The 26,436-nt window shown below is 58.8% G+C and carries 26 protein-coding genes, 1 tRNA gene and 1 riboswitch; of the genes, 10 read left to right on the forward strand and 17 right to left on the reverse strand.

Annotated features, from left to right (window positions below):
- Positions 1 to 39: 39 nt before the first annotated feature.
- Genes cobF through cbiE form a run of 6 tightly spaced genes read right to left on the reverse strand, consistent with a single transcriptional unit; the run spans position 40 to position 5,165 of the window.
- Positions 40 to 783 carry a precorrin-6A synthase (deacetylating) gene (gene cobF / locus ACR0L9_RS04135; RefSeq protein WP_170512199.1) on the reverse strand — a complete coding sequence of 248 codons (744 nt, stop codon included), beginning with the start codon at positions 781 to 783 and terminating at the stop codon, positions 40 to 42.
- Positions 776 to 1,504, reverse strand: coding sequence for a uroporphyrinogen-III C-methyltransferase (gene cobA / locus ACR0L9_RS04140; protein ID WP_170512197.1), 729 nt, complete (start codon positions 1,502 to 1,504; stop codon positions 776 to 778). Before cobA ends, cobF begins: the two co-directional genes overlap by 8 nt.
- Positions 1,501 to 2,823 carry a cobyrinic acid a,c-diamide synthase CobB gene (locus tag ACR0L9_RS04145; RefSeq protein ID WP_480894931.1) on the reverse strand — a complete coding sequence of 441 codons (1,323 nt, stop codon included), beginning with the start codon at positions 2,821 to 2,823 and terminating at the stop codon, positions 1,501 to 1,503. Before ACR0L9_RS04145 ends, cobA begins: the two co-directional genes overlap by 4 nt.
- Positions 2,810 to 3,604, reverse strand: coding sequence for a precorrin-4 C(11)-methyltransferase (cobM, locus tag ACR0L9_RS04150; RefSeq protein WP_480752496.1), 795 nt, complete (start codon positions 3,602 to 3,604; stop codon positions 2,810 to 2,812). Before cobM ends, ACR0L9_RS04145 begins: the two co-directional genes overlap by 14 nt.
- On the reverse strand, positions 3,601 to 3,969 hold the full coding sequence (locus ACR0L9_RS04155; RefSeq protein WP_170401248.1) for a cobalamin biosynthesis protein: 369 nt from the start codon (positions 3,967 to 3,969) through the stop codon (positions 3,601 to 3,603). The genes cobM and ACR0L9_RS04155 overlap by 4 nt, the downstream gene beginning before the upstream one ends.
- The gene (gene cbiE, locus ACR0L9_RS04160; protein WP_480894895.1) at positions 3,966 to 5,165 is read right to left on the reverse strand and encodes a precorrin-6y C5,15-methyltransferase (decarboxylating) subunit CbiE; all 1,200 of its coding nucleotides are present in this window, start codon (positions 5,163 to 5,165) and stop codon (positions 3,966 to 3,968) included. The genes ACR0L9_RS04155 and cbiE overlap by 4 nt, the downstream gene beginning before the upstream one ends.
- Here cbiE and ACR0L9_RS04165 point away from each other — a divergent pair.
- Positions 5,164 to 5,895, forward strand: coding sequence for a cobalt-precorrin-6A reductase (locus tag ACR0L9_RS04165; RefSeq protein WP_480894897.1), 732 nt, complete (start codon positions 5,164 to 5,166; stop codon positions 5,893 to 5,895). The genes cbiE and ACR0L9_RS04165 overlap by 2 nt on opposite strands.
- On the opposite strand, the gene cobJ is transcribed toward ACR0L9_RS04165, so the two are convergent.
- Genes cobJ through ACR0L9_RS04200 form a run of 7 tightly spaced genes read right to left on the reverse strand, consistent with a single transcriptional unit; the run spans position 5,892 to position 13,856 of the window.
- A complete protein-coding gene (gene cobJ, locus ACR0L9_RS04170) occupies positions 5,892 to 6,650 on the reverse strand; it encodes a precorrin-3B C(17)-methyltransferase (protein ID WP_223116738.1) in 759 nt (252 codons plus the stop codon). The two genes, ACR0L9_RS04165 and cobJ, sit on opposite strands and share 4 nt — an antisense overlap.
- Complete coding sequence (locus ACR0L9_RS04175) at positions 6,647 to 7,375, reverse strand: precorrin-2 C(20)-methyltransferase (RefSeq protein WP_170420941.1); 729 nt, start codon at positions 7,373 to 7,375, stop codon at positions 6,647 to 6,649. Before ACR0L9_RS04175 ends, cobJ begins: the two co-directional genes overlap by 4 nt.
- Positions 7,372 to 8,001, reverse strand: a complete 630-nt coding sequence (locus tag ACR0L9_RS04180; protein ID WP_170391845.1) for a precorrin-8X methylmutase — start codon at positions 7,999 to 8,001, stop codon at positions 7,372 to 7,374. The genes ACR0L9_RS04175 and ACR0L9_RS04180 overlap by 4 nt, the downstream gene beginning before the upstream one ends.
- Positions 8,001 to 9,128, reverse strand: a complete 1,128-nt coding sequence (gene cobG / locus ACR0L9_RS04185; protein WP_480894900.1) for a precorrin-3B synthase — start codon at positions 9,126 to 9,128, stop codon at positions 8,001 to 8,003. Before cobG ends, ACR0L9_RS04180 begins: the two co-directional genes overlap by 1 nt.
- Entirely contained in the window at positions 9,125 to 12,418 is a 3,294-nt protein-coding gene (cobN, locus tag ACR0L9_RS04190; protein ID WP_480894902.1) for a cobaltochelatase subunit CobN, read from the reverse strand. The genes cobG and cobN overlap by 4 nt, the downstream gene beginning before the upstream one ends.
- Positions 12,419 to 12,423: 5 nt before the next feature.
- The gene (gene cobW / locus ACR0L9_RS04195) at positions 12,424 to 13,479 is read right to left on the reverse strand and encodes a cobalamin biosynthesis protein CobW (protein WP_170420949.1); all 1,056 of its coding nucleotides are present in this window, start codon (positions 13,477 to 13,479) and stop codon (positions 12,424 to 12,426) included.
- Positions 13,476 to 13,856, reverse strand: a complete 381-nt coding sequence (locus ACR0L9_RS04200; protein ID WP_170609338.1) for a DUF1636 domain-containing protein — start codon at positions 13,854 to 13,856, stop codon at positions 13,476 to 13,478. Before ACR0L9_RS04200 ends, cobW begins: the two co-directional genes overlap by 4 nt.
- Before the next feature lie 85 nt (positions 13,857 to 13,941).
- Positions 13,942 to 14,148: riboswitch (cobalamin riboswitch) on the reverse strand.
- Positions 14,149 to 14,253: 105 nt separating this feature from the next.
- On the opposite strand from ACR0L9_RS04200, the gene ACR0L9_RS04205 reads away from it, so the two are divergent.
- From ACR0L9_RS04205 to ACR0L9_RS04215, 3 genes are all read left to right on the forward strand, one after another.
- Positions 14,254 to 15,240, forward strand: a complete 987-nt coding sequence (locus tag ACR0L9_RS04205) for an NAD(P)-dependent oxidoreductase (protein ID WP_480439222.1) — start codon at positions 14,254 to 14,256, stop codon at positions 15,238 to 15,240.
- 114 nt (positions 15,241 to 15,354) lie between these two features.
- Positions 15,355 to 16,362 carry a glycosyltransferase family 2 protein gene (locus ACR0L9_RS04210; protein WP_480562333.1) on the forward strand — a complete coding sequence of 336 codons (1,008 nt, stop codon included), beginning with the start codon at positions 15,355 to 15,357 and terminating at the stop codon, positions 16,360 to 16,362.
- Positions 16,355 to 16,966: a class I SAM-dependent methyltransferase gene (locus ACR0L9_RS04215; protein WP_170735385.1), complete on the forward strand. Its 612-nt coding sequence runs from the start codon at positions 16,355 to 16,357 to the stop codon at positions 16,964 to 16,966. The genes ACR0L9_RS04210 and ACR0L9_RS04215 overlap by 8 nt, the downstream gene beginning before the upstream one ends.
- 124 nt (positions 16,967 to 17,090) lie before the next feature.
- Here the strand turns inward: ACR0L9_RS04215 and ACR0L9_RS04220 are convergent, their stop codons facing one another.
- Genes ACR0L9_RS04220 through ACR0L9_RS04230 form a run of 3 tightly spaced genes read right to left on the reverse strand, consistent with a single transcriptional unit; the run spans position 17,091 to position 20,093 of the window.
- Positions 17,091 to 18,089, reverse strand: coding sequence for an ABC transporter substrate-binding protein (locus tag ACR0L9_RS04220; RefSeq protein WP_170512179.1), 999 nt, complete (start codon positions 18,087 to 18,089; stop codon positions 17,091 to 17,093).
- Entirely contained in the window at positions 18,068 to 19,435 is a 1,368-nt protein-coding gene (locus ACR0L9_RS04225) for a sensor histidine kinase (RefSeq protein ID WP_170609336.1), read from the reverse strand. Before ACR0L9_RS04225 ends, ACR0L9_RS04220 begins: the two co-directional genes overlap by 22 nt.
- The gene (locus ACR0L9_RS04230; RefSeq protein WP_170609335.1) at positions 19,425 to 20,093 is read right to left on the reverse strand and encodes a response regulator transcription factor; all 669 of its coding nucleotides are present in this window, start codon (positions 20,091 to 20,093) and stop codon (positions 19,425 to 19,427) included. The genes ACR0L9_RS04225 and ACR0L9_RS04230 overlap by 11 nt, the downstream gene beginning before the upstream one ends.
- 108 nt (positions 20,094 to 20,201) lie before the next feature.
- Here ACR0L9_RS04230 and ACR0L9_RS04235 point away from each other — a divergent pair, with 108 nt between their 5' ends.
- From ACR0L9_RS04235 to ACR0L9_RS04255, 5 genes are all read left to right on the forward strand, one after another.
- Complete coding sequence (locus ACR0L9_RS04235; RefSeq protein WP_170391824.1) at positions 20,202 to 21,179, forward strand: tripartite tricarboxylate transporter substrate-binding protein; 978 nt, start codon at positions 20,202 to 20,204, stop codon at positions 21,177 to 21,179.
- A 66-nt stretch (positions 21,180 to 21,245) separates the two neighbouring features.
- Complete coding sequence (locus ACR0L9_RS04240) at positions 21,246 to 21,728, forward strand: tripartite tricarboxylate transporter TctB family protein (RefSeq protein WP_170401217.1); 483 nt, start codon at positions 21,246 to 21,248, stop codon at positions 21,726 to 21,728.
- A gap of 1 nt (position 21,729) precedes the next feature.
- Positions 21,730 to 23,241 carry a tripartite tricarboxylate transporter permease gene (locus ACR0L9_RS04245; protein WP_170391820.1) on the forward strand — a complete coding sequence of 504 codons (1,512 nt, stop codon included), beginning with the start codon at positions 21,730 to 21,732 and terminating at the stop codon, positions 23,239 to 23,241.
- Positions 23,231 to 24,418, forward strand: a complete 1,188-nt coding sequence (locus ACR0L9_RS04250) for a CaiB/BaiF CoA transferase family protein (RefSeq protein WP_480894906.1) — start codon at positions 23,231 to 23,233, stop codon at positions 24,416 to 24,418. The genes ACR0L9_RS04245 and ACR0L9_RS04250 overlap by 11 nt, the downstream gene beginning before the upstream one ends.
- A complete protein-coding gene (locus ACR0L9_RS04255; RefSeq protein WP_480752520.1) occupies positions 24,415 to 25,188 on the forward strand; it encodes a citryl-CoA lyase in 774 nt (257 codons plus the stop codon). The genes ACR0L9_RS04250 and ACR0L9_RS04255 overlap by 4 nt, the downstream gene beginning before the upstream one ends.
- Before the next feature lie 257 nt (positions 25,189 to 25,445).
- Here ACR0L9_RS04255 and ACR0L9_RS04260 read toward each other — a convergent pair.
- Positions 25,446 to 25,519 (reverse strand) — tRNA-Cys (locus tag ACR0L9_RS04260).
- A gap of 225 nt (positions 25,520 to 25,744) precedes the next feature.
- Here ACR0L9_RS04260 and ACR0L9_RS04265 point away from each other — a divergent pair.
- Entirely contained in the window at positions 25,745 to 26,398 is a 654-nt protein-coding gene (locus tag ACR0L9_RS04265; protein ID WP_170401191.1) for a protein-L-isoaspartate O-methyltransferase family protein, read from the forward strand.
- Positions 26,399 to 26,436 lie beyond the last annotated feature (38 nt).

Here is a 26,436-nt window from a genome sequence, read left to right on the forward strand (position 1 = left end):
GAAAAGCGCTGAAACGGGGCTCACAATCCTGTGCGCGCGTCAGGCCGCACGTTTCTTCAGCAGATAGATATCCATGATCCAGCCGTGATCAGAACGGGCCTGCGCGCGGGTATCCAGAATGTCTTGCGCCACATCCGCCAATGGGCCTTTGATAAGAATCTCTTCTTTCATGCCCACATATGCCCCCCACCAGATGTCATAATCGGTCATCTTCAGGCTCTGGAACGAGCATTCGCCATCCAGCATTACGGCCACTTTCGACGCCGTTTCAGGCCACCCATCATCGCGGATGCGACGGCCTGTGGTCACGACATAGGGCGCGCCCAGATCATTGATCGGGATCGCATGGGCTGCAGTCAACGCCTGTAACGCTGTGATTCCCGGCATAACCTGGACTTGCGGTTGCGGGTCCAGCCGCGCTGCAATTCTTAGCGAACTGTCATACAGCGACGGATCACCCCAGATCAGCAACGCCACCTTCTGCGCGTCCGGGTAGGCTGAAATCGCCTCGTGCCAGCGCAGGGCAATTGCGTCGTGCCATTCGTCGACGCCTCGGAGATAACCGTCATCTGCCCGGCGTTTGGGAACGTCGAAATAGGCGATCCGTGCAGGTTTGTCGGTGACCTGCGTGATGATGTCTTCGCGCACACCGGCCAGATCAGCTTTGTTCTCTCCTTTTCGCGGAATCAGGATCAGGTCCGCTGATCTGATCGCCTTCGCCCCCTGAAAGGTCAGGTGGTCGGGATTACCCGTGCCGATTCCGATCAGGATCAGTTCAAACATCTTCGAACTCTGCCAGCGGGCCATACAGGATCAGGGCCGGGGCGGTTCCAACCTCGGATCGCAGCTTGTCGGACAGGTCTCCGATTGTGGAGCGCTCCAAGGATTGCTCGGGAGTTGAAACAGATTCGGCCATCAATGCAGGCGTGTCCAAAGGCAAGCCATGCGCGCTCAGGGCTTCGACCAGCAAGGGAAAAGTGCGCTTGCCCATAAATACGACCGTTGTCGCGGTAGCGTCAGCCAGGGCGGGAAGGTTCAGATCGGTCGGCAATTTGCCACTTACGTCATGCCCGGTGACGAATTGAACACGACGTGCAGTCAGGCGTCGGGTCAGAGGAATACCAGCTGCAGCTGCCGCCGCGACAGCAGAGGGGATGCCGGGAATGATCTCATATTTGATGCCGGCTGCCTGCAACGCGACCAGTTCTTCCTCCAGTCGACCGAACAATCCTCCATCACCGGATTTCAGGCGTACCACCTGCTGACCGGTCTGCGCATACTCCACCAACAATCGGCTGACGTGATCCTGCTTTGGCGAAGGGCGACCGGCGCGTTTGCCAACACCAACCAGATCAGCATCGTCACGCGCATGGGTCAGGATCGGGCCGCTGCTGAGATCATCAAACAGCACCGCATCGGCCTTCTGCATCCGGTCTACGGCCTTGAGCGTTAGTAGCTCCGGATCACCCGGACCGGAGCCAATGAAAGAGACAAAACCGGTCATGCCGAGGCCTCTGCAATAAGATGGAAAAATGTGCCGGTGACATTGCCGCGTCGCGATCCTGTCTGAGGGCCTTCGGCCCCCTCCGCATCGAAGACCCGCGCGAGTGGAGCGTCGGGTTGTTCGATGATCGAGGAATAGTGGAACTCATGTCCGCGCAAGGCGGTACCCTTGGCAAAGCCAGGCATCGACGCCAAAAGTTCAGCCCTACGATAGCCAAGGTTGAATTTGCGCTTTTGGTATGAGGTTTGCAGACCCAACAACCCCGCCATCTGATGTGGCGCGCCTTCCTTGTCGACCAGAACTTCCCCCAATGCCATATAGCCCCCGCATTCACCATGCACGGGCCGCGTTTCCGCGTGTTTGCGTAGCCCCGTCAAGAAAGTATCTGCTGCCGCCAATGTTCCTGCGTGCAGCTCGGGATAGCCCCCCGGTAGCCAGACCAGTTCAGCGTCTGCAGCTGGCGCTTCGTTTGCCAGTGGCGAAAAGGGTAGTATTTCTGCACCGGCGCTGCGCCACCCTTCCAGCAGATGCGGGTAGGTAAATGAAAACGCTGCATCACGGGCCAGTGCGATCCGCTGCGCGGGGGGGCGCGGCAGCGCGGCTGACGATGGCCCAGCAGGGCCTGAGGAGGCCGCCCGTTTGATCGCATCCAGATCGACATGTTCACGCAGGAATGCGGCATATCCGGCGATTGCCGTTTCCAGATCCGGATGCTCAACCGCCTGGATCAGGCCTAGATGCCTTTCGGGCAGAGTCAGATCACCTCGGCGCGGAAGAACGCCCAGAACCGGCAATCCAGCCCGTTCCATGCCCAGCCGCGTCAGCCGCTCATGTCTTGGGCTGGCACAGCGGTTCAGGATCACCCCGGCAAAAGGTAGATCGGGGTTATACATCCGAAAGCCAAGCGCGGTCGCCGCCGCCGATTGCGCCTGTCCTCCGACATCCAGGACCAGAACGACCGGCCATCCCATGCGCAGCGCCGTTTCAGCGCTCGACCCATGCCCCAGCTCTCCGGGTTTGGCGACACCATCAAACAGACCCATCGAGCCCTCGGCCACCACGATATCTGCTCCGGTTGCCTGCTCTGAGATCGCGGTTAGCAGTGGCTCTCCCATCGCCCAGCTATCCAGATTGAACGAGGCACGGCCTGCCGCAGCCCGGTGAAAAGCCGGGTCGATATAGTCCGGTCCGCTTTTGAACGGTTGCACGGTCAAGCCGTCCTGGGCCAAAGCCCGGAGCAATCCCAGCATGACAGTGGTCTTGCCTGTACCCGACGACGGAGCGGAAATCAGTATTCCCGGTGGGTTAGTCATCACCATGGCTCCAGCTCGACCACGGACTGTCGGCGCTTTGAGGGCGATAGCGGCGGTCATATGTCTTGGAATACAGACAGCTTTCGTCAAACCCTTCACCTGCAAGCGCTGGACCAACCATGATCAGTGCGGTGCGCGAGATGCTGTTGTCCAGCGCCTCCTTCAACGTGGCAAGCGTTGCGCGGATGATCTTCTCATCTGGCCAACTAGCGCGGTAGACCACGGCGACCGGGCAGTCTGCCCCATAGGCAGGTGTCAGGTCGGCGATGACGTTGTCCAGATTTCCGATCGAAAGGTGGATAGCCAAAGTCGCACCTGTTTTAGCGAAGTTTTTCAGTGTCTCGCCTTCCGGCATCGAAGACGCACGCCCGGGCGTGCGGGTCAAGACCACTGATTGCGCCAGACCGGGCAGTGTCAGCTCGGTCCCGAGCGCTGCAGCCGCAGCCGCAAACGAGGGTACACCGGGCGTGACGCTGACCGGGACACCCATCTCTTTCAGACGTCTGATTTGCTCACCCATCGCCGACCAGACCGAGAGGTCCCCGGAATGCAGCCGCGCCACGTCCTGTCCAGCTTTATGCGCTGCTTCGATTTCGGCCATGATCTGATCCAGATCCATGGGTGCGGTGTTTACGATCTTCGCGCCTTCGGGGCAGTGGCCTAGAATCTCCTCGGGTACCAATGAACCCGCATAAAGGCACACCGGGCAGGAGGCGATGATATCGCGCCCGCGCAGGGTCAGCAGGTCGGCGGCGCCCGGTCCGGCGCCGATGAAATGAACGGTCATGTCTGTCCTCCGATGGCGACGGCGCAGGTTGCAAGCCGGTCGTCCGAGATTTGTCTGGGTGAAATCAGCCGCGCGCCATGTCCGGCGGCGGCAAGAGCGGATGCTTCGGCCACGCTGCCGGTGCCATATGTGGCGCGACTGCGGGTTGAGCAAGTAAGTGTGCGTTGTTCGGCAAGATCATTTGCCGGAATGAAATGTATCGGCAGCTCAGTTGCTTCTGCAAGCGCGGCAAGTGCGGCGTGTCCGTCCTTGTCCGCAACGGTCGCAAGGGCATCGACAGTTTTTCCTGTCGAGGCAAGCTCGAAAGCGGCACGAAGACTGGCCAGCGTAGCAGAGGATGAGAAACCTAACCCCGCGACGATCATAACGTGAGGCTCCACTGCACCACTGGGTAGGCAGATTTCCAGCCTCGCCGTGGACCAAGCGCAGCTGCCTGCGCCAGTTCGATGCGCAGCAGGTCTCCGCCGAGCTTGTCGTGCCATTCAGCTAGTAACGCTTCGCTTTCCAATGTCACCGCGTTGGCGATCAGCCGCGTGCCGGCCTGAAGATTAGCCTGTAGCCAGTTCAGCAGATCCGCACTCAGACCGCCACCGATGAACACCACATCGGGTCGGTCAAGATCAGCCAACGACTCTGGTGCAGAACCGTGCACAACGCACAACCGATCCTGCCCTAACGTATTGGCATTGCGGCGAATGCGTTCGGCCCGATCAGCACGCGGCTCGATAGTCGTTGCAGTTAGCGTCGGATCGCACATCAGCCATTCGATGCTGATCGAACCGGTGCCACCACCGATATCCCACAGATGCTCACCCCGCTGAGGAGCAAGCGCCGACAGGGTTAGCGCGCGAATGGGGCGCTTGGTGATCTGGCCGTCGGTTTCAAAGATGTCATCGGGCTTTCCCGAGGCTTTGGGAAAGGCACGCCCAGTACCCGCGACATCAAGACCGACACAAACCGGATGTTCGAATGTACCAAGCAACGCCTCGGTCAGCGACACGCTGCGCGCGCGTTCACGGGGGCCACCGAGCGCTTCCATGACGTGCAGAGTACAATCCGCAAAATCGGTTTTGCCCAGATAGGTCGCAAGCTCGGCTACGGCTTTGCCGTCGCGCAGCAAGAGAATCGCGCGCAGGCCGGGTGCCAAGTGAGGGCGAAGGCGCGTCAGAGGCGCGGCATGTAGCCCGAAGGTCAACGTGTTTTCAAGCGGCCAACCAAGCCGCGCAGCAGCAAGCGAAAAGGTCGACTGGCCGGGTAGGGCAATCCATTCGTTCGCATCGAAATTACGCGCGATAACGGACCCGGCCCCGAACCAAAACGGATCACCCGAGGCCAGCACAACGGTTTGCTGACCACGCAACCCGGTCAGAATTGGCAGGCCATCGGCAAATGGGACCGGCCATTCAATCCGTTCCGCCGCGCTGTCTGGGATCAACGACAGGTGGCGTGTCGGACCCATGACAATCTCAGCGCGGTCCAGCACTTGACGGCTTGCAGGGGACAGGCCATCCAGTCCATCTTCGCCCAAACCCAATACAGTCAGCCACGGAGTTTCAGACATGCCCAACCTCCTGATTCTTGGTGGCACGACCGAGGCGAATGCTCTGGCAAAATCGGTTGCCGATCAAGGCATTCCCGCTACATATTCCTACGCTGGACGTGTCGATAACCCGCGCTCGCAACCCGTGCCGATGCGCGTGGGCGGGTTTGGCGGTGCAGCGGGACTGGCGCGGTACATTCACGAGCACGGCGTCAGCCATGTTGTCGATGCGACTCACCCCTTTGCAGCGCAGATGAGCCGGAATGCTGTGGATGCCTGTGCGGGGGGCGCAACGCCCTTGGCCGCTTTGACGCGACCTGCTTGGGTCGCGCAAGACGGGGACAACTGGCAGCACGTACCGGATATTGAAGGTGCGGTTGAAGCTCTGGCCGGTCCAGCCCGCCGCGTCTTCCTGGCAGTTGGCCGCATGCATCTTCATGACTTCGCAGCCCAACCTCAGCATCACTATCTTTTGCGGCTTGTAGACGATCCGGACGCATTGCCGCTTCCGAAAAGCGATGTGATCGTTTCGCGGGGCCCGTTTTCTGTTGAAGAGGACCGGGCCTTGATGGAACGTCACCATACGCAATTGATTGTGTCCAAGAATGCGGGTGGCACCGGCGCGCGGGCCAAACTGGATGCCGCAAGGGCGCTGGGCTTGCCGGTTCTGATGATAGACCGTCCGACCCTGCCGAAGCGGACCGAGTTGGCAAATGTCACGCAGGTCTTGGACTGGCTGGCGCATACTTAATCCTTGGCCAGCGTGAATCTCGGGGTGTAGACGATCGGGGCGCTGTTGCGCTCGACTATGCGGGTCAGGGACGAGCCGACGATGACGACGGTCTGCATGTCCGCCATATCTGCCGTGGCTTCTTCCAGAGTTGAAATCCGCAAAGCCTCATTCTCGCGGGATACAGCGCGTGCAAACAGGATCAGGCGTTCCGGCTCACATTCTTCCCGCAGGATTTCCAGCGTTTTTTCAAACCCTTCCGGTCGAGACTTCGAGCGAGGGTTATAGAACGCCATGGCGAAATCGCCCTGCGCGGCAAGTCGCAGGCGCTTTTCGATCAGTGGCCATGGCTTCAGGTTGTCGCTCAGGTTGATGGCGCAGAAATCATGCCCTAACGGTGCCCCGGCACGGGCCGAAGCCGCCAGCATCGCAGTGATCCCTGGCAACACTTCGATCTGTATGTCGCGCCAGTCATTCGGCCCGTTTTCAAGCGCTTCAAACACCGCTGCGGCCATCGCAAACACGCCGGGATCGCCAGATGAAACCACAACGACGCGTTTACCGTCGGCCGCCATTTGCAAAGCGTGCTGAGAGCGGTCGATCTCGACCCGGTTATCGCTGGCGTGCAGGGTCAACCCCTCACGCTCGGCCACCCGAGCAACATAAGGGATGTAGCCAACCACGTCTGTCGCTTCTGCAAGCGCGGCAGTGACTTCGGGAGTGACCAGTGCTTCGTTTCCAGGCCCAAGGCCAGCGATCTTGACCCAACCGCTCATGGTCGGCGTCCCTGTCCATGAACCAGAATGATTGAGAAATAGGGCGTGATCCCTTCGCAATTGTCAGACAGTTTGCAGACCCGTTGGTTCGGCATCTGAGCGTATTCGACGATCCACGCGCGATCATAAAGCCCGGCCTGTCTCAGCGCGCGCTTTACCTTGTCGAAGTTCCGCCCGATCTTCATGACAACCAGCGCGTCGGTCTGGGTCATGCGTTCAGTCAGCGTATCCTCGGGCAAGGTTCCAACAAGAACCGTGAGGACATCGTCGCCCCAAGTTATCGGGTCACCGGTCGCGGTCCAAGCGCCGGACATCCCGGTTATGGCAGGTACGACTTCGACTTCAGATATGTCTCGTAGTCGATTGTAAAGGTGCATAAATGATCCATAGAAGAACGGATCGCCTTCGCACAGAACCACTACATCCTCACCATTTTCGGTAAGCGACTTCAGATGTGCGGCACAGTCTTCGTAAAACACCGAAAGGAGTTCATTATACCTTGGATCCGTCACCGGGATTTCGGTGGTTACCGGGTACTCCATTGGAAACTCGATGGCATCGCCGGGGATCATTCCATTGACGATCTTGCGGGCCTGACCTGTGCGGCCAGGTTTGCGAAAAAACGCCACATGGCGGGCATTGCGCAGCAGGCGGTCCGCACGGACACTCATCAGGTCCGGATCGCCGGGGCCGAGGCCCACGCCGTATATTTTACCCCCGCTCATTCCGTGCGGCTCGCGATAGCATTGATGGCAGCAACTGTGATCGCACTGCCTCCCAAACGGCCTTTGACGATGCAGGAGGGTACGGGCTGCGCTTCCCACAAGGCATCCTTGGACTCGACCGCTCCGACGAAGCCCACCGGGCAGCCGATAATGGCAGCGGGGCGTGGGCAGTCGGGATCTTCCAACATGTTCAGCAGGTGGAAAAGCGCGGTAGGGGCGTTACCGATCGCGACCAGTGCTCCTTCCAGATGCGGACGCCACAGCTCTAGCGCGGCGGCAGAGCGCGTGTTGCTCATTTCGGCAGCCAGAGGGCGAACACGCTCGTCATGCAGGGTGCAGATCACTTCGTTATCGGCGGGCAGGCGAAAGCGGGTGACGCCTTCGCTGACCATGCGGGCATCACACAGGATCGGCGCGCCATTTTCCAGCGCGGAACGCGCTGCCGAGACAAAACCGTCCGAGAAATGGACGAACTCTTCCAGCCCGACCATCCCTGCGGCGTGGATCATCCGAACGGCGACCTGTTCTTCATCGGCATCGAACCGGGCCAGATCGGCCTCGGATCGGATGGTGGCAAAGCTCTGCTTGTAGATCGCCGCGCCGTCGGTTTCGTATTCATAGGGCATCAGGTGAAGTCCATGGTCATGAGTGTTTCTTCGGTCAGGCCGCGTTGGCAGGGCTCATCCCCCGCGCGGCCTTGTTTGACAAGGTCAAATCGTCCGGAATTGCCAACCAAAGTGACATCGGCCGGACCCATTCGGGCGCATCCTTTGGCGCAGCCCGACACATGTAGGCTGCCTGCAACGCGCGCGGCCAGGGCGCGCGCCACTCCGCGGGTTTCGACCTGCGCCTGCGGGCAGTATGGCGCGCCGGGGCAGGCGTCGGTTGTTCTCAGCGGGTCGGTGCCATCTGTGACAAAGTCAAGGGCGGGTATCGCCGCCCCGCCTTCCAACAGGAACAGCCGCCATGGTGTGACCCGCAGGGCAGTGGGGTTGCTGTTTTCAATCAGTGAATGGAGTTGCCGCGCCGGTAGTTGCCCAAAGGCAGCGCCATAGAGTGTCCCCTGCGCGCAGGCTCCCGGTTGAAGAGGCACACCAATGGGGCCGGGCGCGCTGCCTTGCCACTCGCTGGGTAAACCATATGTGGCAACGGTCCGCGCCATGCGGCGGGTCTCGGTTGTGTGGGTTTGCGCAAACCACTTCGCCAACGCAATCACTTGGTCGATGGCTTGAGCTTCCGACACCACTCGCCCGGTTTCGGCCCCGTCCGCGCGCAGGATCAGGCTGCCTGAACCGAGTTCAAGCCGGATATCCGCCGAGTCATCGGCCAATAAACGCTCGGGACCTGTGTCGATGGCAAAGCCGAACTTGGCAGGTAAATCCGGGAGCTCGGCCAGACGCTGGATCAATTCCTGTGTCAGCCGAGCGGTCAGATCACCGGCTTCATAGAGTGGCGAGACCAGAATGTTGCGGCGAATTTCGATTCCGGGTTCGGCGTCCAGCAGATTCAGCGCGGAAAGCGCTGCCAACAGGGATTGGTGGTCGGTTTCCTTCACTCCACGCAGCTGAAGATTGGCGCGGTTGGTGAGGTCGATGGTACCATTGCCGAACCGTTCCGCCAATTCGCACAGTCCCAGCGCCTGTTGCGCATCCAGGCGCGCCAGCCGAGGGCGCACACGCACGACCAGCCCATCACCGGACATCATCGGGCGATGGGCACCGGGGCACCAGCCTTGCACGATGGGCGCACTCATCCCAACCCCTCCAGGTCGGCGCGGATCGAGTTCCGGCGGGTATGCCATAGCCCTGCCTCCAGCAGTGCACGGAACCGATCCTGCATGGCCTGATGTGCTTGCGGGTTTGCCTGTTGCAGGAAGGCGTCGACCTCTTCATTGCCCAGCGTGGCGTCGTGGTACAGATCGAACAGATGCGGTGCGACTGTGCCGGACAGATGCGCGAAAGATGCCATATGATCCAGCGTCGCCGCGATTTCAGCGGCACCCCGAAACCCGTGCCGCTGCATTCCGGCAATCCAGCCCGGGTTGGCGGCGCGGGCATGAACGACGCGGCTGATTTCCTCGGGCAGGGTGCGGGCGCGCGGGTTGTCCGGGTTGGTATTGTCCAGATGATAAAGCTGTGCAGTACCGCCGGTGATTTTCTTGGCGGCAGCAAATCCGGCCTCGTGCGTGGCATAATCATTGGCCAGCAACAAGTCCGTCTCGGTCAGGTCCTGTAGGTGCACAAAGCTGTCGGCGTTGGCGACGCGTTGCGAGATACCGTCCTTATCCTGCGCGATGTGTTCACCTTCCAAAGCGAAGGAACTAGCATCAAGCCAAGCCTCACCCGCTTGCACGCGTGCCTCATCCGTATAGGTTTCGGACAGATGAGTCATGTTCAGACCATAGCTGCCGGGGGCTGGCCCATAGACCCGCGCCGCAGGCTCCTGACCGGCGTAAGGATTCCAGTCGGGTGCTTCATCTCGTTTGGTCAATGCGCGGACAGCCTGACCGTACAGCGCCGAAAGCGTCGGGAACACGTCCCGGAAAAGACCTGAGACGCGCAATGTTACGTCCAGACGCGGGCGGCTGAGATCGGTGATCGGCAACACTTCGATGCCCGAGACCCGCTCAGACCCTTTATCCCAAACCGGCTTCACCCCCAGCAGATGCAGCGCCATGGCGAATTCCTCGCCCGCTGTGCGCATAGTGGCCGAACCCCATAGATCGACGATCAAGCCCTTGGGGTAGTCGCCTTCTTCCTGCAGATGCCGCCGAACCAGCTCTTCGGCGAGCTTGACGCCTTGTGTGTAGGCCGCGCGCGTGGGAACCGAGCGTGGGTCGGTCGTATATAGATTCCGCCCGGTCGGCAAAACATCCGTACGCCCGCGATAGGGGGATCCGGACGGCCCGGCCTCGATCCGTTTGCCCGCTAAAGCGTCAATCAGCGCAGAGCGTTCAGCTTGGGCTGAGGGGGCAGTGTCGAAATTGCCCGTCACATCGGGGACGCGCCCAAAGATATGCAGCCCATCACCGAACTGGCTTTCCTTGATGTCACAGACAAATCGGTCAATGCGCGTGATCGCCTCGGCGGTACAGGTGGCCTGATCGAGGCCAAGATCGCTTTCCAGCCCGATCGCCTGCGCCTCGTCCCGGATATCTTCCTGCAGGCGATCGCGGCGTTTGGGGTCTAGCCCGTCCGCGTTCGAGAACTCGTCCAACAGCGATTCCAGCCGCACCATGCGATCTGGTGTGCCGCTTTCCTTCATCGGGGGTGGGATATGGCCCAACGTAACCGCCCCGATCCGACGCTTGGCCTGCGCGGCCTCGCCGGGGTCGTTGACTATGAAGGGGTAGATCACCGGCAGATCGCCGATTAACGCCTCGGGCCAACATTCGTTGCACAAGGCGACTGATTTTCCCGGCAACCATTCCAGCGTGCCATGCGCGCCGATATGGATCAGCGCATCCGCGACCAATCCTTTGCGCAGCCACAAGTAAAAGGCGACGTAGGCGTGGCGCGGTGTGCGCGACAGATCGTGATAGTCGTCATCGCGCAGTTCGGGTGCGCCGCGCTCGGGCTGCAGCGCGATCAGAGCCTTTCCGCGACGCAGCGCAGTGAAGTGGAACGCGCCATTTGTGAAAGCAGGGTCGTCTTCGGGAGTGCCCCAAACCTTATTGAGATCGGCGCGGAGTGTTTCCGGCAGCGCCGCCAGCGCCGCCTGATAATCCTCTAGCGGCCATGAAATCCGGGCATCAAGAAGAGTTTCAGCAATTGGCTCGGCAGGCGCGGTGTCATACCCTTCGCCTTGCAGATCGAGCAACATTGCCTCAGCCGAGGCCAGCGCATCCAGACCCACTGCATGTGCCATCTGCCAGTCTTTGCCGGGATAGGTCGATAGTACCAGCGCCGGAACCTGCTCCGCCTTGGGTTTGTCGTGAAGGTTCAGCCAGCCGGAGATGCGGTTGATGATGGCTTCGATCCGTTCGGGTTCAGCCCGATGAGCGAAGCGAGAATACTCGAGATGCGGGTCGCGTTTGCCCGGCTCTTTGAAGGATACGATGCCCGCGTTGATCCGCCCGTCCACTTCCGGAAGGACCACATGCATGGCAAGATCAGCTGGTGAAAGGCCGCGTTCCGCTTCGGCCCACGCTTTGCGGCGTGACGTGGCCAGCGCGACCTGAAAGACCGGCACCTCTGCCACATCGAGAGGTGAGGTGCCTGATCCGCCCTTGCCTGAGAATGAGGTGGCGTTGACGATCGCCGAAGGCTTCAGCGCCACAATAGTCTCGCGCAGCCAATCGGCGGCATTTGGTGCTTTGAGCGACGGGGCAAACAGGCCGACGGCCTCAAAACCCCGCGCCCGCAAGCTGCGGATCAACGCCGCAATTGGGGCGGTATCTGCCGAGGTCAGGTATGCGCGATAAAAGGTTACGATGATACGTTTCGCATCACCGGGCAGAGCGTTTTCTGCAGGGATCACGCCGTGATCTGGGCACCAGGCACCGCATTCGGGGATGGTCTTGGCGCCCATGACCGGACCTGCATACAACCCCGCAGCCAGTGCCATCTGCGCCAGAGCGGCCTGCGCCGCGACCTCACCGCCGGTGTCGCACAGATGCGCCAGCCGCCGCAGGGTCGAGACAGGCAGGGTAGAGTAATCATCCAGCCGCGTATCCTCGCGACCGTCTGCGGGCAGTACGGCCAGTGCAATCCCTTTGGCCTGCGCCAGCGCCAGAACCTGCTGCAAGCCGTACGCCCAATAGGGCACTCCACCGATCAGACGGATCAGGATGCCCTTTGCGCCCTCCAGTGTCTGCTCGACATATGTGTCGACTGAGAGGGGATGCTTCAGCGCCGTCAGATTGGCCAGCCGCATCGTTGGCATGCGTCCTTCAGGCCCACCTCCACGATGCCATCCCGCCGCGAAAGCGCCAAGGTCACTGTCGGAAAAGGACAGCACCACCAGGTCCGCCGGGCTCTGACCCAGATCGGTCGGGGTCTCGGTTTCTTCGAGCCCATGGCTTTCGCGGAAGACGACGTGCATAAGTCTTACTCGGCAGCCTCGGTTACACCCACGAGGATATCGCGGATCTCGGCCTCTTTGATATCGTCATGCTCGGCAATGACCACAAGGCGCGAGCGACGGTCTTCGCCGGGCTCCCACGGGCGGTCATATTGGTGACGCACGCGCGCACCGACGGCCTGAACCAGTAGGCGCATGGGCTTGCCTTGAACGGCGGCATAGCCTTTGACGCGCAGGATATTCAACTCGTTGGCCAATCGTTCAATCTTGGCGACCAGATCAATCGGATCGGTTTGCTCGGGCAGTTCAACGATGATGCTTTCGAAATCGTCATGCTCGTGATCGTGATGGCCGTCGTGATGGCTGGGACGCGCGTCCATGTCATCCTCGGCCGCGGCTTCTAGACCCAGCACGACGCGGACGTCCACGGCACCCTCGGCCACTTCGACCACGGGCATGGGGCGGGGCGCTTCGGCGGCGATGATCTCTTTCGCTTTCGCAACGCCTTCCGGGCCAGCCAGATCGGGCTTGGTCAGCAGAATGATGTCGGCGCAGGAAATCTGATCCTCGAACACCTCGGACAAGGGAGTTTCATGATCAATCGAGTCATCTGCCATGCGTTGCGCATCCACCGCCTCGACATTCGGAGCGAACCGACCAGCGGCCACGGCCTCGGCATCGGCCAGAGCAATCACGCCATCGACGGTGATTTTCGAGCGGATATCGGGCCAGTCGAACGCCTTTAGCAGCGGTTTTGGCAGGGCAAGACCGGAGGTTTCGATCAGGATGTGATCGGGGCGCGGCTCTAATGCCATCAGGGCTTCAATGGTCGGGATGAAATCATCGGCCACGGTGCAGCAGATGCAACCATTGGCCAGTTCCATGATGTTTTCCGCCGGGCAATCAGGAATGGCGCAGGATTTCAGGATATCGCCATCGACGCCGACATCGCCGAATTCGTTGACGACCACCGCCAGACGCTTGCCCTGCGGGTTCTGCATCAGGTGTCGCACCAAAGTGGTTTTGCCCGAGCCCAAAAAGCCGGTGATCACAGTGACGGGGAGTTTCTCGAGATTGCTCATTTCAGGGCTCCAATCGGGGGAATGCGGGCCGCACAGTTTTTGCGGAAGTGTTCAGGACGTTCACGCCATTTGACCAAACCGTCCTCGGTGGCGAGGTATTTGGCTGCGCCTTCGACGATGGTTTCGACATGGTCGATCTCGTTCAGATGCTCATACACGAAAGTCCAGCGATCCGGTCCTCCGCGTAGCACGATCGAGCAGCCTTCATCGCAATTCGACAGGCATTCCACAGCTTTCAAGGTAATGCCTTCGGGCAGGCCCGCCTTTTCAAGCGCCTTGTGCAGCAACGTGCCAGGGCGCTGGGCGTCATCCTCGACAGGCAGCCCGCGACGGCAGGTAGTGCAAACCAGCAGTTCGACCGGTGCGGTCTCGGTCATGTCTCTCATCCCCCCAAATCCTCTTCGTGGGGGACGGGGTTTCATGCGGGCCGATCACAGCCCCACACCGGAACACCCCGTCCGGTTTCATCTTCGGGCGTTGGCAGGTCTCCCGGCTTGCGGATGTCAGAGGAGGCCTCTGTCGGATGTCCCGCCTTCCCGGCCATACTGCCAGTGGCTTTGGGCACCCTCTCCGGTCACGGTCGCGGGGGCGGCTGCGTTTGACGGCAAAAACCGCTGACGCATTCCCTTTTCATCTGCTCTCGCAGACACCAACGAAAGGGACATGCGGCAGGGCAGGGTTGCTTGTCAAGCGAGTCGCGCCGATCCGTGAAAAAGCGGATAAAAAGCGACCTGTCGGGGTCGCTGGGCGGCATGATACTTCTGCAACGACGTGCTGGCATGGCAGCAAGATGCGAACAGGAGGATACCGCGCATGAAAGTAGGGTTTATCGGGCTGGGGAATGTAGGGGGCAAGCTATCTGGATCGCTGCTACGAAACGGTATCGATCTGACGGTTCATGACCTGAACCCGGATCTGGTGACCGAATTCGTCGCCAAGGGTGCCAAAGCCGCCAAAAGCCCGGCGCAACTGATGCGCGATTGCGATGCTGTTATAACCTGTTTGCCTTCTCCTGCGGCCTCGGATGCGGTGATGCAGGAAATGTTGCCAGAGGTCGGCCCTGGCAAAATCTGGATGGAAATGTCGACCACTGACGAAGCCGAAGTCAAACGCCTTGGCGCAATGGTCATCGAACGAGGCGGCGCAGCGGTGGATTGCCCGGTTTCCGGCGGATGTCACCGGGCAGCGACGGGTAATATCTCGATCTTCGCAGGCTGTGATCGTGAGACTTTTGAACGTATCCTGCCATTCCTGACCACCATGGGGCGGCGCATTTTGCACACGGGCGATCTGGGCTCGGCCTCTGTTCTGAAGGTGTTGACCAATTATCTGGCTACCGCCAACCTGATCACCTGCGCCGAGGCATTGGTGACAGCCAAGGCCGCCGGTATGGACCTTGGAACCACCTATGAAGCGATCAAGATATCGTCAGGCACATCCTTCGTGCACGAGACCGAAAGTCAGGTCATCCTGAACGGCTCGCGCGATATTTCCTTCACCATGGATCTGGTGAAAAAAGATATCGGTCTGTTTCAGGAGGTCGCCGACCGTGCCGGAGTTCCTCTGGAGATAAACCCATTGATGATCAAGATTTTCGAAGATGGCATCGCGCGATATGGTGAGCGTGAACTGTCCCCGAACATCATCAGGCGGCTAGAGGACGCGACCGGACTGGAGATCCAAGCGCCAGGGTTCCCAACCGAGATGCTGGACGACGAGCCAGAAGAACCGGGTTATGAGGTGATCCCGCAGAATCGGTAGATCGATTAATCGGCAAGCATTGCGGCTGTCTGGCGACCTGGTTGGACAAAATTCTGGTGCTATTCTAAATAGGTCGACAGGAGTCCGACACCGGCACAGGCAAGAGAACAACTTATGACGAATGAGACCTTTCTCATCGTAACAACGATGAAAAACGAAGGGCCTTTCATGATCGATTGGGTGGCCTACAACCACGCAATCGGTTTTGATGACATTCTGATTTATACCAATGATTGCGCTGATGGTACCGATGCCATGGGCGAACGGTTGCAAGTGCTTGGCTGGGCTCACCACCAACGAAACAGACTGGGTCCGCGCGCCGCGCCGCAGGTTCGTGCATTTTCGCTTGCGCGGAACCACCCAAGCTATCTGTCTTCGGATTGGATTCTCAGTTTGGATGTGGACGAGTATATCAATATCCGTTTGCCCAATAGTGATATAAGAAGCCTCGTTGAGGCCAGCGGCGTGGCGGACGCGATCTCGATCTGCTGGCGCATGTTCGGAAACGCGGGTCAGAACGATTTCGTTGATCGACCTGTACCTGAGACTTTCTTTCTGGCCGCCACGGAAGACGGCTATCCGCATCACCGGACCAAAGGGTTCAAAACGCTGTTCCGCAACAACGGAAAATTCAGCCGTTTTCGCGCCCATCGTCCCAGGATCAATCCAGAAGATGCACCGAACCCTGACGCGCCATACGAAGGCGTGTTGTGGCGGGATTCGGGCGGGAACCTCTACCCAGCAGACCAAGTGAAATGGAAAGCATGGCGTGGTTTCAGCCATGAATTCGCGCGCATTCATCATTATGCTGTGCGCAGCACTGATAGCTTTTTAGTCAAGCGCGACCGTGGGCGCACCAATCATGTGGGGCAGGATCAAGGGCTCAAATACTGGCTCATGATGAACCACAATGATGTTGAGGATCGCTCAATTCTGGAACACATGCCGGCTATGCACGACATCAAAGCTGAGATGATGGCAGATCCGCAATTGGCAGACCTTCATCATAAAGCATGTGAGTGGCACAGGTCGAAAGCCGAAGAATTGAGAGCCAGACCGGATTGGGTTGATCTGGTTGAAGCGTTGCAAAATTCCTCAACCGGAGAAGACGTCTATGGGTGAAGCTGTATCTGCTGAGGATCGCCGCAAGAAGCAAGCTGAGCAGCGCGAGCGGAAGGATTCCCTGCGGCGCGAAATGCTCAAGACCATGCCGCATGGACGGCTGAGCGTTGAAATTGGCGTTTGGAAGGGCGAATTTTCGCGGATTCTGCTGGAAGAGCTGCAGCCCTCGAAATTGTGCCTCATCGATCCCTGGCAAGTACAGCAAGACCCGGATGGCGGTGCTTCGCTTGCCGGAGCGCGCTCGCAAAAGGATATGGATCGAATTTACGAGGCAGTGACGGGCAAATACAGCACCGAGATTGCCAAGGGGCAAATTTCGATCATTCGCGACTATTCGCAACCGGCGCTGAGTCTGTTTGAAGATCAAAGCATCGGGTTTGCCTATTTGGACGGCGACCATTCCTACGAGGGCGTAAAAACGGATCTGGATGCTTTGCTGCCCAAGATGATCGAAGGCGGCGTAATCATGCTTGACGATTATCACAGGCGAGGGTGGTGGAAAGATGACGTGATGCGTGCGTTCCACGAATTCCTCGGGGCACATTCTGCGGGGCTGCGGCTCAAGGCCATCATGGGGGCGCAAGTGGCCGTCGAGAAACTTTGAGCCGAGATCATTTTTCTGATTATAGATTCGTGCGACGTAACCCAGGCTGGCTAGTGTCTTCCAGCGTCAACAGTGTTAAGCAACAAGTTCAGCGATGACGGATAGGGTTGTTGTCTAAGTCCGATCATCTTTGAATAGCGGCACTTTCCCAGGCAGACAGGAACTTTCTGCGCTTCAGCGTATCGAGGAACGTCAACAACGCAGGGTCCAGCGCTATCGCTGCGCTTTCGGTCGTGGAGTCCTGCGTGTCCAGAAGTGGCAGTGCTGCCATTGATTCCGGATTCAGCGTGGTCAGGTGCCGGACAAAGGTTTCCGCTTCCTCCGGCAAGCGGCTTTTGCCAGTTACCATGGCGGTTCGCATCATCGTCGTCTGAAAATCCGAAGGCAGAATGATCTGAAGGGCATCCTTTCCTTCTGTTCGTACCGCCGCATAACTGCCAAGCACGTTGTAGGCCACCGCGATCGTACCATCCGCCAGGTCGTTAATCATGTCGCCCGAACAACAATACAGCCGCACGTCCAGGCCGCCCAAAACCTCCATCAAGCGCCAATAGGTTTCCGAGGCGCGGGCGTCCTGCGTGGCGAACAAATAGCCCAATCCCGACTGGCGCACGTCATAAGTGCCGACTTTGCCCCGAAAATCATCTGGGCGGGCGCGCAGCGCTTCAATCAGTTCCTGCCGCGTTTGCGGCATTGGTTGTCCTTCGAACGCGGTGCGGTTGACAACGATGGTTGCGGGTTCCGAAGTGAAGGCGAACAGGCTTTGATGCCATTGCGCCCAAGGGGGGTGCGGAAGATCGTTAAGCGCCAGCGCATATCCGTCATTCGCGAGCTTCAGTTGCAGGTCCATCGCGCTGGAAACGACAACGTCGAACGCTTCTGGCGTGGCTCGGACGCGTCGGTCGATATCGGCCGTGCCGGTCACCAGATATTCGACCGATATCGCTGGATTCTGGGCGACGAAATCCTCGATCAGCGGCGCAAACAGGGCGGTATCGGTGCTGGAAATGACCCGCAGTCGGGGGCCGTCGGCACTTTCGTTGAATATTTGTCGGTCTTCCCAATCCTGAGCCCCTGCGCCGCTGGCGAACAGGCATAGGATCAGAGTGACAAGATAACGCATGCGCCGCCCTCCGCTTTGTTTGACAGTACCAGCGTGCCACCATGGGCGACCGCGACGTCCTGGGCAATGGTTAGCCCGAGGCCCGATCCGATGGTTCCTGCCGCGTTCTGACCACGTTCGAAACGTCTTGTGAGCGTTTCGATTTCATCGGGCGGAAAGCCTGGCCCCTGGTCGCTGACCGTGATCCGGGCTGTGGGTGATCCTGCGACATCGATGACTACGGTACTGTCCGCTGGCGCATATTTAAGCGCATTGTCTACCATGTTCCGCACCGCATTTTGGATGAGGATGGGGTCGCCCGAATACATGACCTGCGGATCGCCGGTCAAAGCAAGCGAAAGGTCCTTCATTTCAGCGATGGGCGTCAAGCGCTGGACAAGCTCTCGGATCAGAGTCACCAGATCGATATCCTCGCGCTCCAGATGGTCGGCGCGGAATGTGATCATGGCGTGATCCAGTAGTTGCCCCGCAGCCCGAGAGCTTTCGTCGATGGCGCGCATCATTGATCGTAACGCCTCGCGGTTGTCTTCTCTCTCGACCCGTTGCAGCGTCGCCTCGGCATAAGACCTGACCGTTGCCAGCGGGGTGCGGACCCTATGGGCGGCCTCGGCGATAAAGTCCTCGGATTGGCTGAGTGACTGGTCCAGGCGTCCCATCAGCGAATTCAGCGATGACACCAAAGGCGCCATTTCACGCGGTACTGGTTTTTTGAATGGGCTGAGATCTTGCGGTCCCCGACGGGTGACGGATGTCGTTAATCTGTCGAGCTGACCAATGGTGGCCGAACTCACCCAGAAAGACAATAGAGCCGCAAGTACAAAGAACCCCAATCCCAAAAGGCCGGCATTGCGTGAGATTTGATCCAGCGTCTCCGACAGCGCATCTTGGGTCTGTCCCAAGGCCACTTCGATTTCTGTCTGATTTCCCAGCCCGACCAGTGTGCGGCTGGCACTGACCTGACGAACGTTTTCACCACGCACCTCACCGAAGCGAAAGGTCCATTTTCCATCAGCGGGTCCTTGAGTTGGGGTCAGGTCTTCGTAGCCGGACAGGAACTCGCCATCCTGAAAGATCGCATAAAACACTCGGTCGTCCGACGGCGTGCTCAGCATTGAAAAGGCGGCATAGGGGATATCGACTTCAAGCTCGCCTCCACGCAGCGCCGCGGCATCGAGGATCGAGGTGACTGAGGCACCCAGAATGTTGTCCTGACCTTGCTGGGCAACCTGAACTGCATAGTCGCGGACAGCAAAGAACAGCACGAGGGCCAGAATCGCGGCACCGCCGATTAGCGTTAGCGCAAGACGGTTTCGGAGTGATCCGGAAACGTTTGGATTAGTTGCCATGATCCAGCCTGTATCCCAAACCGCGCAACGTTGTGATCCTGAGCTCCGATTTTTCCAGATGCTTGCGCAGCCGGCCGACATAGACCTCGATGGCATTGTCCGAAACACTGTCGTCGTAGGAGAACAACCGGTCCGCCAGCTTCTGCTTAGAAAACACCTGACCCGGGGCGTTGATCAGCAGTTCCAACAAGCGCAGTTCGCGGTTGCGAAGCGAGACGATATCGTCGCCCACCGTCAAATGACCTGCAACCGGATCAAAGACGACGCCGCCAATTTCAATCGTCGTTTTGGTCTTGCCGGATTTGCGTCTCAGCACTGCGCGGCAGCGCGCCTCAAGTTCGGCATGGTCGAAGGGCTTGGTGACATAATCGTCCGCCCCAAGATCGAGTGAGCCGATTCGATCCGACACTTGACTGCGGGCGGTCAGAACGATGACAGGTGTGTCCAGATGGCTGGCGCGATGCCGTTTGAGGAAATCGCGCCCGTCCCCGTCGGGAAGCATGATGTCCAGCAGGATCAGGTCATACTCATCGATTTCAACAAAGGCCACAGCATCTTCTATTTTCTCTGCGTGATCAACCACATGCCCGTCCAGTCGCATGCGCGAACTTATGGCATTGGCGAGGTCCAGATTGTCTTCGACCAAGAGGAATTTCATCGGGGTCCAATAGTAATTTCACCCATGACAGGTTGATGTCAGGTTGATGTGTTTAGGTTTCGAATAATCTGAGCCGCACTGCGGCCGGTTGTCAAACGGGAGGAATTCATGACGACAATCAAACTGGGCCGTCGCGCCCTGATCGCGGCTGTGACCGCTATTGGTCTGGCTGGACCGACTTTCGCTGAAGAGGTCGTAGATAGCATCCACTTTCTGATCCCCGGTGGCGCAGGGGGCGGCTGGGACGGCACTGCCCGTGGCACAGGTGAGGCGCTGACGAATGCGGGTCTCGTGGGAACTGCATCCTACGAAAACATGTCGGGCGGCGGCGGTGGTAAAGCCATCGGATATCTGATCGAAAACGCCGACAGCAACCACGGCACGCTCATGGTCAACTCGACCCCGATCGTGATCCGCTCTCTGACCGGAGTGTTCCCGCACAATTTCCGCGACCTGACACTGGTCTCGGGCACGATCGGTGATTACGCGGCGATTGTTGTGGGCAAAGACAGCCCCATCAATTCAATGGCGGACCTGCTAGCCGCGTATGACGCCGATCCAAGTACAACGGCCATCGGCGGTGGTTCTGTGCCGGGTGGGATGGACCATCTGGTCGCGGCGATGGTTATGGAAGCGGCAGGCAAGGACGCTTTGGGCGTGAAGTACATCCCCTATGATGCAGGTGGCAAAGCGATGGCCGCGCTTCTGTCCGGTGAGATTGCCGCGCTGTCGACCGGTTTCTCGGAGGCTGTCGATCTGGCGAATGCGGGTGAGGTGAAGATCATTGGCGTCACCGCGGAAGAGCGCGTGGATGCAGCCCCTGATGCGCAGACCATGAAAGAGCAGGGCATCGACACAACTTTCGTGAACTGGCGTGGGTTCTTTGCTGCTCCCGGTCTGCCAGAGGACAAGCTGGTCGCTTATCAAGAAGCCATCGCCAAGATGTATGACACACCTGAATGGGAAGAGGTCCGCGCCCGTAACGGTTGGGTGAACATCCACAACTCGGGTGCTGATTTCCAATCGTTCCTGGAACAGCAGGAAAAGCAGATCGGCGATCTGATGAAAAAGTTGGGTTTCCTGTAAGGATACCTCGGGCAGAGCGGGCAACCGCTCTGCCTCAACCAACAATAAATCAAAGGAGGGGGAAACATGGCGCTGGATCGCTGGATCGCGCTCGTTTTGCTGGGCATATGCCTGACATATGGCTACACTGCTTGGTTCACGATGGATGGCAGTCTGCCCCCCTTCATGCAGCGCAACCCCATTTGGCCGAGCACCTTTCCCAAGGTGCTGTCGATTTTGGGGATAATTGCCACAACGATTATTCTGTTGGGCTTTGAAAAGGCTGAGCCCAAAGAGGCTGATATCGATTATCGGAGGCTGGGCGAATATCACCTAGGCCAGGCGCTGCTGTTACTGGCTTTGATGGTTGCCTATGCGCTGTGCCTGCGTCCGGTTGGATTTCTGATCTCGACATCCGGGTTCCTGATCCTCGGTTCTTTCATTCTGGGCGAACGCAAATGGCACGTCATGCTGCCGGTTGCCGTAATCGCTACAGGTTCAGTCTGGTACCTCGTGCAAGAGGTTCTTGGCATCTACATGCGACCCTTGCCGGGCGTTTTCGGAGGCTGACATGCTTGAAGGATTGTTGATCGGCCTACAAACGGCATTCTCCATCCAAAACCTGTTGATGGTCATAGCGGGCTGTCTGATTGGTACATTCATCGGCATGCTGCCCGGTCTTGGGCCGATGTCGATCATCGCCATCATGATTCCGGTCGCCATTTCGATGGGCGATCCGTCCGCCGCACTGATCCTGCTTGCCGGTGTCTACTACGGCGCGATCTTTGGTGGCTCGACATCTTCCATTCTTCTGAACGCGCCGGGGGTCGCGGGAACCGTGGCCTCAAGCTTCGACGGCTATCCGATGGCTCGTCAGGGCAAAGCCGGGAAGGCGCTCACAGTTGCCGCTATCGCCAGTTTCGCCGGGGGTACGATAGGCGCGCTGCTGCTGATGGTCTTTGCGCCTGCATTATCCTCGGTCGCACTGCTGTTCCACTCGGCTGAGTACTTTGCCTTGATGGTAGTGGGTCTGTCCGCCATCGCCGCTTTTGCGGGAACCGGGCAGGTGGCCAAGGCAATTGTCATGACCATTCTCGGGCTGATCATGGCTACCGTCGGCGAGGGCGCGCTGTTCAACTTGCCGCGTTTCACGATGGGGATCATGGATCTGCAGTCCGGCTTTGGTTTCATCACGCTTGCAATGGCGATGTTTGCCCTGCCCGAAGCGCTGTTTCTGGTTCTCAAACCCAAGGACCTGCAAGGCGATGAAGGCGAAATCAAGGACCTGCGCATCACAGGATCCGAGGCGAAGGCCATCGCTCCGGTGGTTGGTCGCCAATCTGTCCAGGGTTTCTTTATCGGTGTGCTTCCAGGGGCAGGGGCAACGATTGCCAGTTTCCTTGGCTATGCGGTTGAACGCAATATTGCCCCGAAAGAAGAGCAGGAGGAGTTCGGCAAAGGCTCGATCAAAGGTCTGGCAGCACCCGAGACAGCTAACAATGCTGCCTGTACCGGTTCCTTTGTTCCGTTGCTGACGCTCGGCATTCCAGGTTCCGGAACTACGGCCATTTTGTTGGGCGCTCTGATCGCGCTGAATGTGACACCGGGTCCGCGCCTGATGATCGACGAGCCACAGGTATTCTGGGCTGTCATCATGTCGATGTTCATTGGCAATCTGGTGCTGCTGATCCTGAACCTACCGTTGATCCCCTATATCGCCAAGGTACTTGCAGTACCGCGCAACTATCTGATCCCGTTCATTTTGTTCTTCACCCTCATGGGGGCCTATATCGGGCAGAACAATGCCACGGAACTGCTGATATTGGTTGGCTTCGGCGTCTGCGCCACAGCACTGAAATTTGCCGATTACCCTCTGGCACCGCTGCTGATCGGTTTCATCCTTGGTGGCATGATGGAGGATAACTTCGCCCGTTCCATGCAGCTGTATGACGGCATCGCCTTTATCTGGGAACGTCCGATGACGCTGGGTCTGTTGGTGATTGCCCTCCTTCTGGTGCTGTTGCCCAGTTACCGCGCACGTCGCGCCAAGGCGCGAGCGGCAGGCGTGGCCGATGGCGACTGAGCCACTTTCAGGCATTCGGGTTCTTGACCTGACTAATGTCCTGGCCGGGCCGTATTGTTGCTACCAACTGGCCCTGATGGGGGCCGAAGTGATCAAAGTCGAACGGCCCGGCAGCGGAGATCTGGCCCGTGTGCTGGGGGCGGATCCTGATCGGAACAAGGCTGGCATGGGCATCAGCTTTCTGGCGCAGAATGCAGACAAGAAATCCGTGACTTTGGATATGAAGGCTGATCGGGGAAAGGCTCTGCTCAAGCGTCTGGTCAAGACTGCCGATGTGCTGGTCGAGAACTTCCGGCCCGGCGTGATGGACCGGCTTGGGCTGGGGTATCAGGTTCTGCGCGCCGAGAACCCCAGACTGATTTATTGTGCCATCAGCGGGTTTGGTCAGGATGGACTACGCCGGGATGACCCGGCCTATGACCAGATCGTGCAGGGGATCAGCGGTGTCATGTCAATCACAGGTGCGTCGGATACCGCGCCTTACCGGGTCGGCTATCCTCTGGCAGATACCGTCGGCGGGATGACGGCGGCCTTTGCCATAAGCGCGGCCTTGAATGCCAACCCGCGCGGGGCATTCCTTGATGTCGCAATGAACGAGGCGGTGGTTTCGACCATGGGGTGGGTGGTGTCCAACTATCTGGTCGGTGGTGTGACTCCTGCGCCGCATGGGAACGAAAACACAACCTCGGCCCCGTCCGGAACTTTTGCCACATCCGACAACCCTATTAATATCGCCGCCAATCGCGACGAACAATGGCATGCGCTCGCCCAACATCTGGGCCGCGCCGACCTTTTGACGCATCCGGACTATCTAACCCGCGAGGATCGCAAGACCAACCGGCATGAATTGCGCCAAGAACTGGAACGCACTCTTTCTACCCGTCCAGCCAGTGATTGGGTCCAAGAGTTGAATGCGTTGGGTGTACCGGCCGGGCCGGTGATGACGGTGCCGCAGGCTTTGTCCGACGACCAACTCTCAGGTCGCGGGCTGATTGGAACTCTGTCGGCGCACGGAGAGAGTTTACGCCTTGCGGGCAGCCCAGTGGTCATTGATGGCGCACGCTGCATGCCACGATCCGCACCACCGGATCTTGGGGCCGACAACCTCTCGATTTGGGCCGAGCTTGGACTGTCGGACGCAGAGATCGAAACGTTGCGACATGAGAGGGTGATATGAGCGATGTTGCCGATTGGTGGCGCACCGCCATCATCGATATGGAGCCCGGGCGCATTGAACTGCGTGGCCAGCCGATTCAAGACCTGATCGGCAATCTGGGTTTCGCTGAAATGATTTGGTTGATGGTGCGGGGTGACAGACCGACACCTGCGCAGGCTCGATTGTTCGAGGCCGCTTTGGTCGCCGCCGTGGATCACGGCCCGCAAGCCCCCTCGATCGCGGCTGCGCGAATGGCGGTGACCTGCGGGCTGTCTCTTAACAACGCGATGGCGAGTGCTGTTAACATGCTGGGTGACATCCATGGTGGTGCCGGCGAGCAGGCGATGGAGCTTTATCACTTTGTAGACGCCCATGCCGAAGGCCCAGAACAGGCATTGGACGACTGGATCGCCGAGCGCGGGAAGATACTGCCGGGTTTCGGGCATCGGTTCCATACACCGACGGACCCGCGCGCACCCCGGCTGATGGCCCTGGTTGCTGATGCAGTCGAACAGGACGCCTGCGAGGGTCGGTTCATGAAAGTCGGGCAAGCCGTGGAAACCGACCTGATGCGCCGGAAAGGCAAGCCGGTGCCGATGAATATCGATGGTGTCACGGCAGTGATCTATGCAGAGCTAGGCTTTGCCCCTCCATTGGCACGGGGTTTGTTTTGCCTTTCGCGGTCGGTCGGTATTCTGGCCCATGCCTGGGAGCAGACCCAGCAAGGCGGACGTAACAAAGGTCCTACGCCGCCCCACTATCGCTGGACATATCTACGCAATGGAAGTTGAGTTATGCCGCCTGTCGTTCCTCATGGCTTCGGATGCCTTTTATCCAGATTCTGAAACACAGCGACATAGTTTGTCGCCAGCGCCTTCGCTTTTCAGCCAACACCGTCTAGAACTGCGTAGTACAGGAGCTGGATAATTTGGGAGAAATGACGAAACAGCTGGCGCAGGTGGGACTGGCGTAGCGTGTTGTCGTTTTCCAGGAAAATGCGCACAAGGCGGAAAACGTAATCGCCCTAAGTCAAGGATCTGGAGTGAATTGGAGGCGAGTACCGGAATCGAACCGGTGTACACGGATTTGCAATCCGCTGCGTCACCACTCCGCCAACTCGCCTTTTTAAGCAATATCAATAACTTGCCGTGGTGTGAGGGGCGTTCTATCAGCTTTCAGGATGAACGTCCATAGCCTTGAGGGCGATTATTTCTGTCTTGTTTGGAAATTTGACAATACCCCAATGGTACGTTTTTGCCGCGCCCGGAAATGCAATCTGGCCCGTTGCTGCAGGCAGGCGGATGTGGCAAAAGCCAGATAACAGTCTGATAAGGAATGAGCGATCACATGACAGATTTCGCAGCCCGGCGCCTTACGATGGTTGATACTCAGGTCAGGCCCTCGGATGTGACCAAGTTCCCTATCATTGATGCGATGCTGAGCGTTGCGCGCGAAAATTTCGTGCCGGATGCGCAACGTGAGGCAGCCTATGTTGGTGATCTGGTCGAGTTGGGTGATGGACGTTGTCTGCTTGAGCCCAGGACGCTGGCTAAGATGTTGGACGCAGTCAACATTTCCAATGATGAAGTGGTGCTGGATATCGCGCCGGGGCTGGGTTACTCAACCGCAATTGCCGCGCGAATGGCAGAGTTGGTTGTGGCCGTGGAATCCGACCCGGCATTGGCGGCTGAAGCTCAGACGCTTCTGATGGAAGCTGATGTAGACAACGCCATTGTTCATGAAGGACCGCTTGAACAAGGCGCGGTTGAGCATGGACCCTACGATGTGATCATGATTCAGGGTGGGGTCGAGCAGCTTTCAGACACTTTGCTGGATCAACTCAAGGATGGGGGCCGGATCATTTGCCTGTTCATGGAGGGTGATCTTGGCACGGTTCGTATGGGTCTCAAGTCCTCAGGCCGTGTCTCGTGGCGATTTGCATTCAATGCTAGCGCACCGATTTTGCCCGCATTTTGCGCTGAGTGTGCATTTTCGCTATAGTTGGCAATAGAAGTATTTTGATGCCTTGATTACTTGAA

It is taken from the genome of Ruegeria sp. I3, assembly GCF_056532525.1.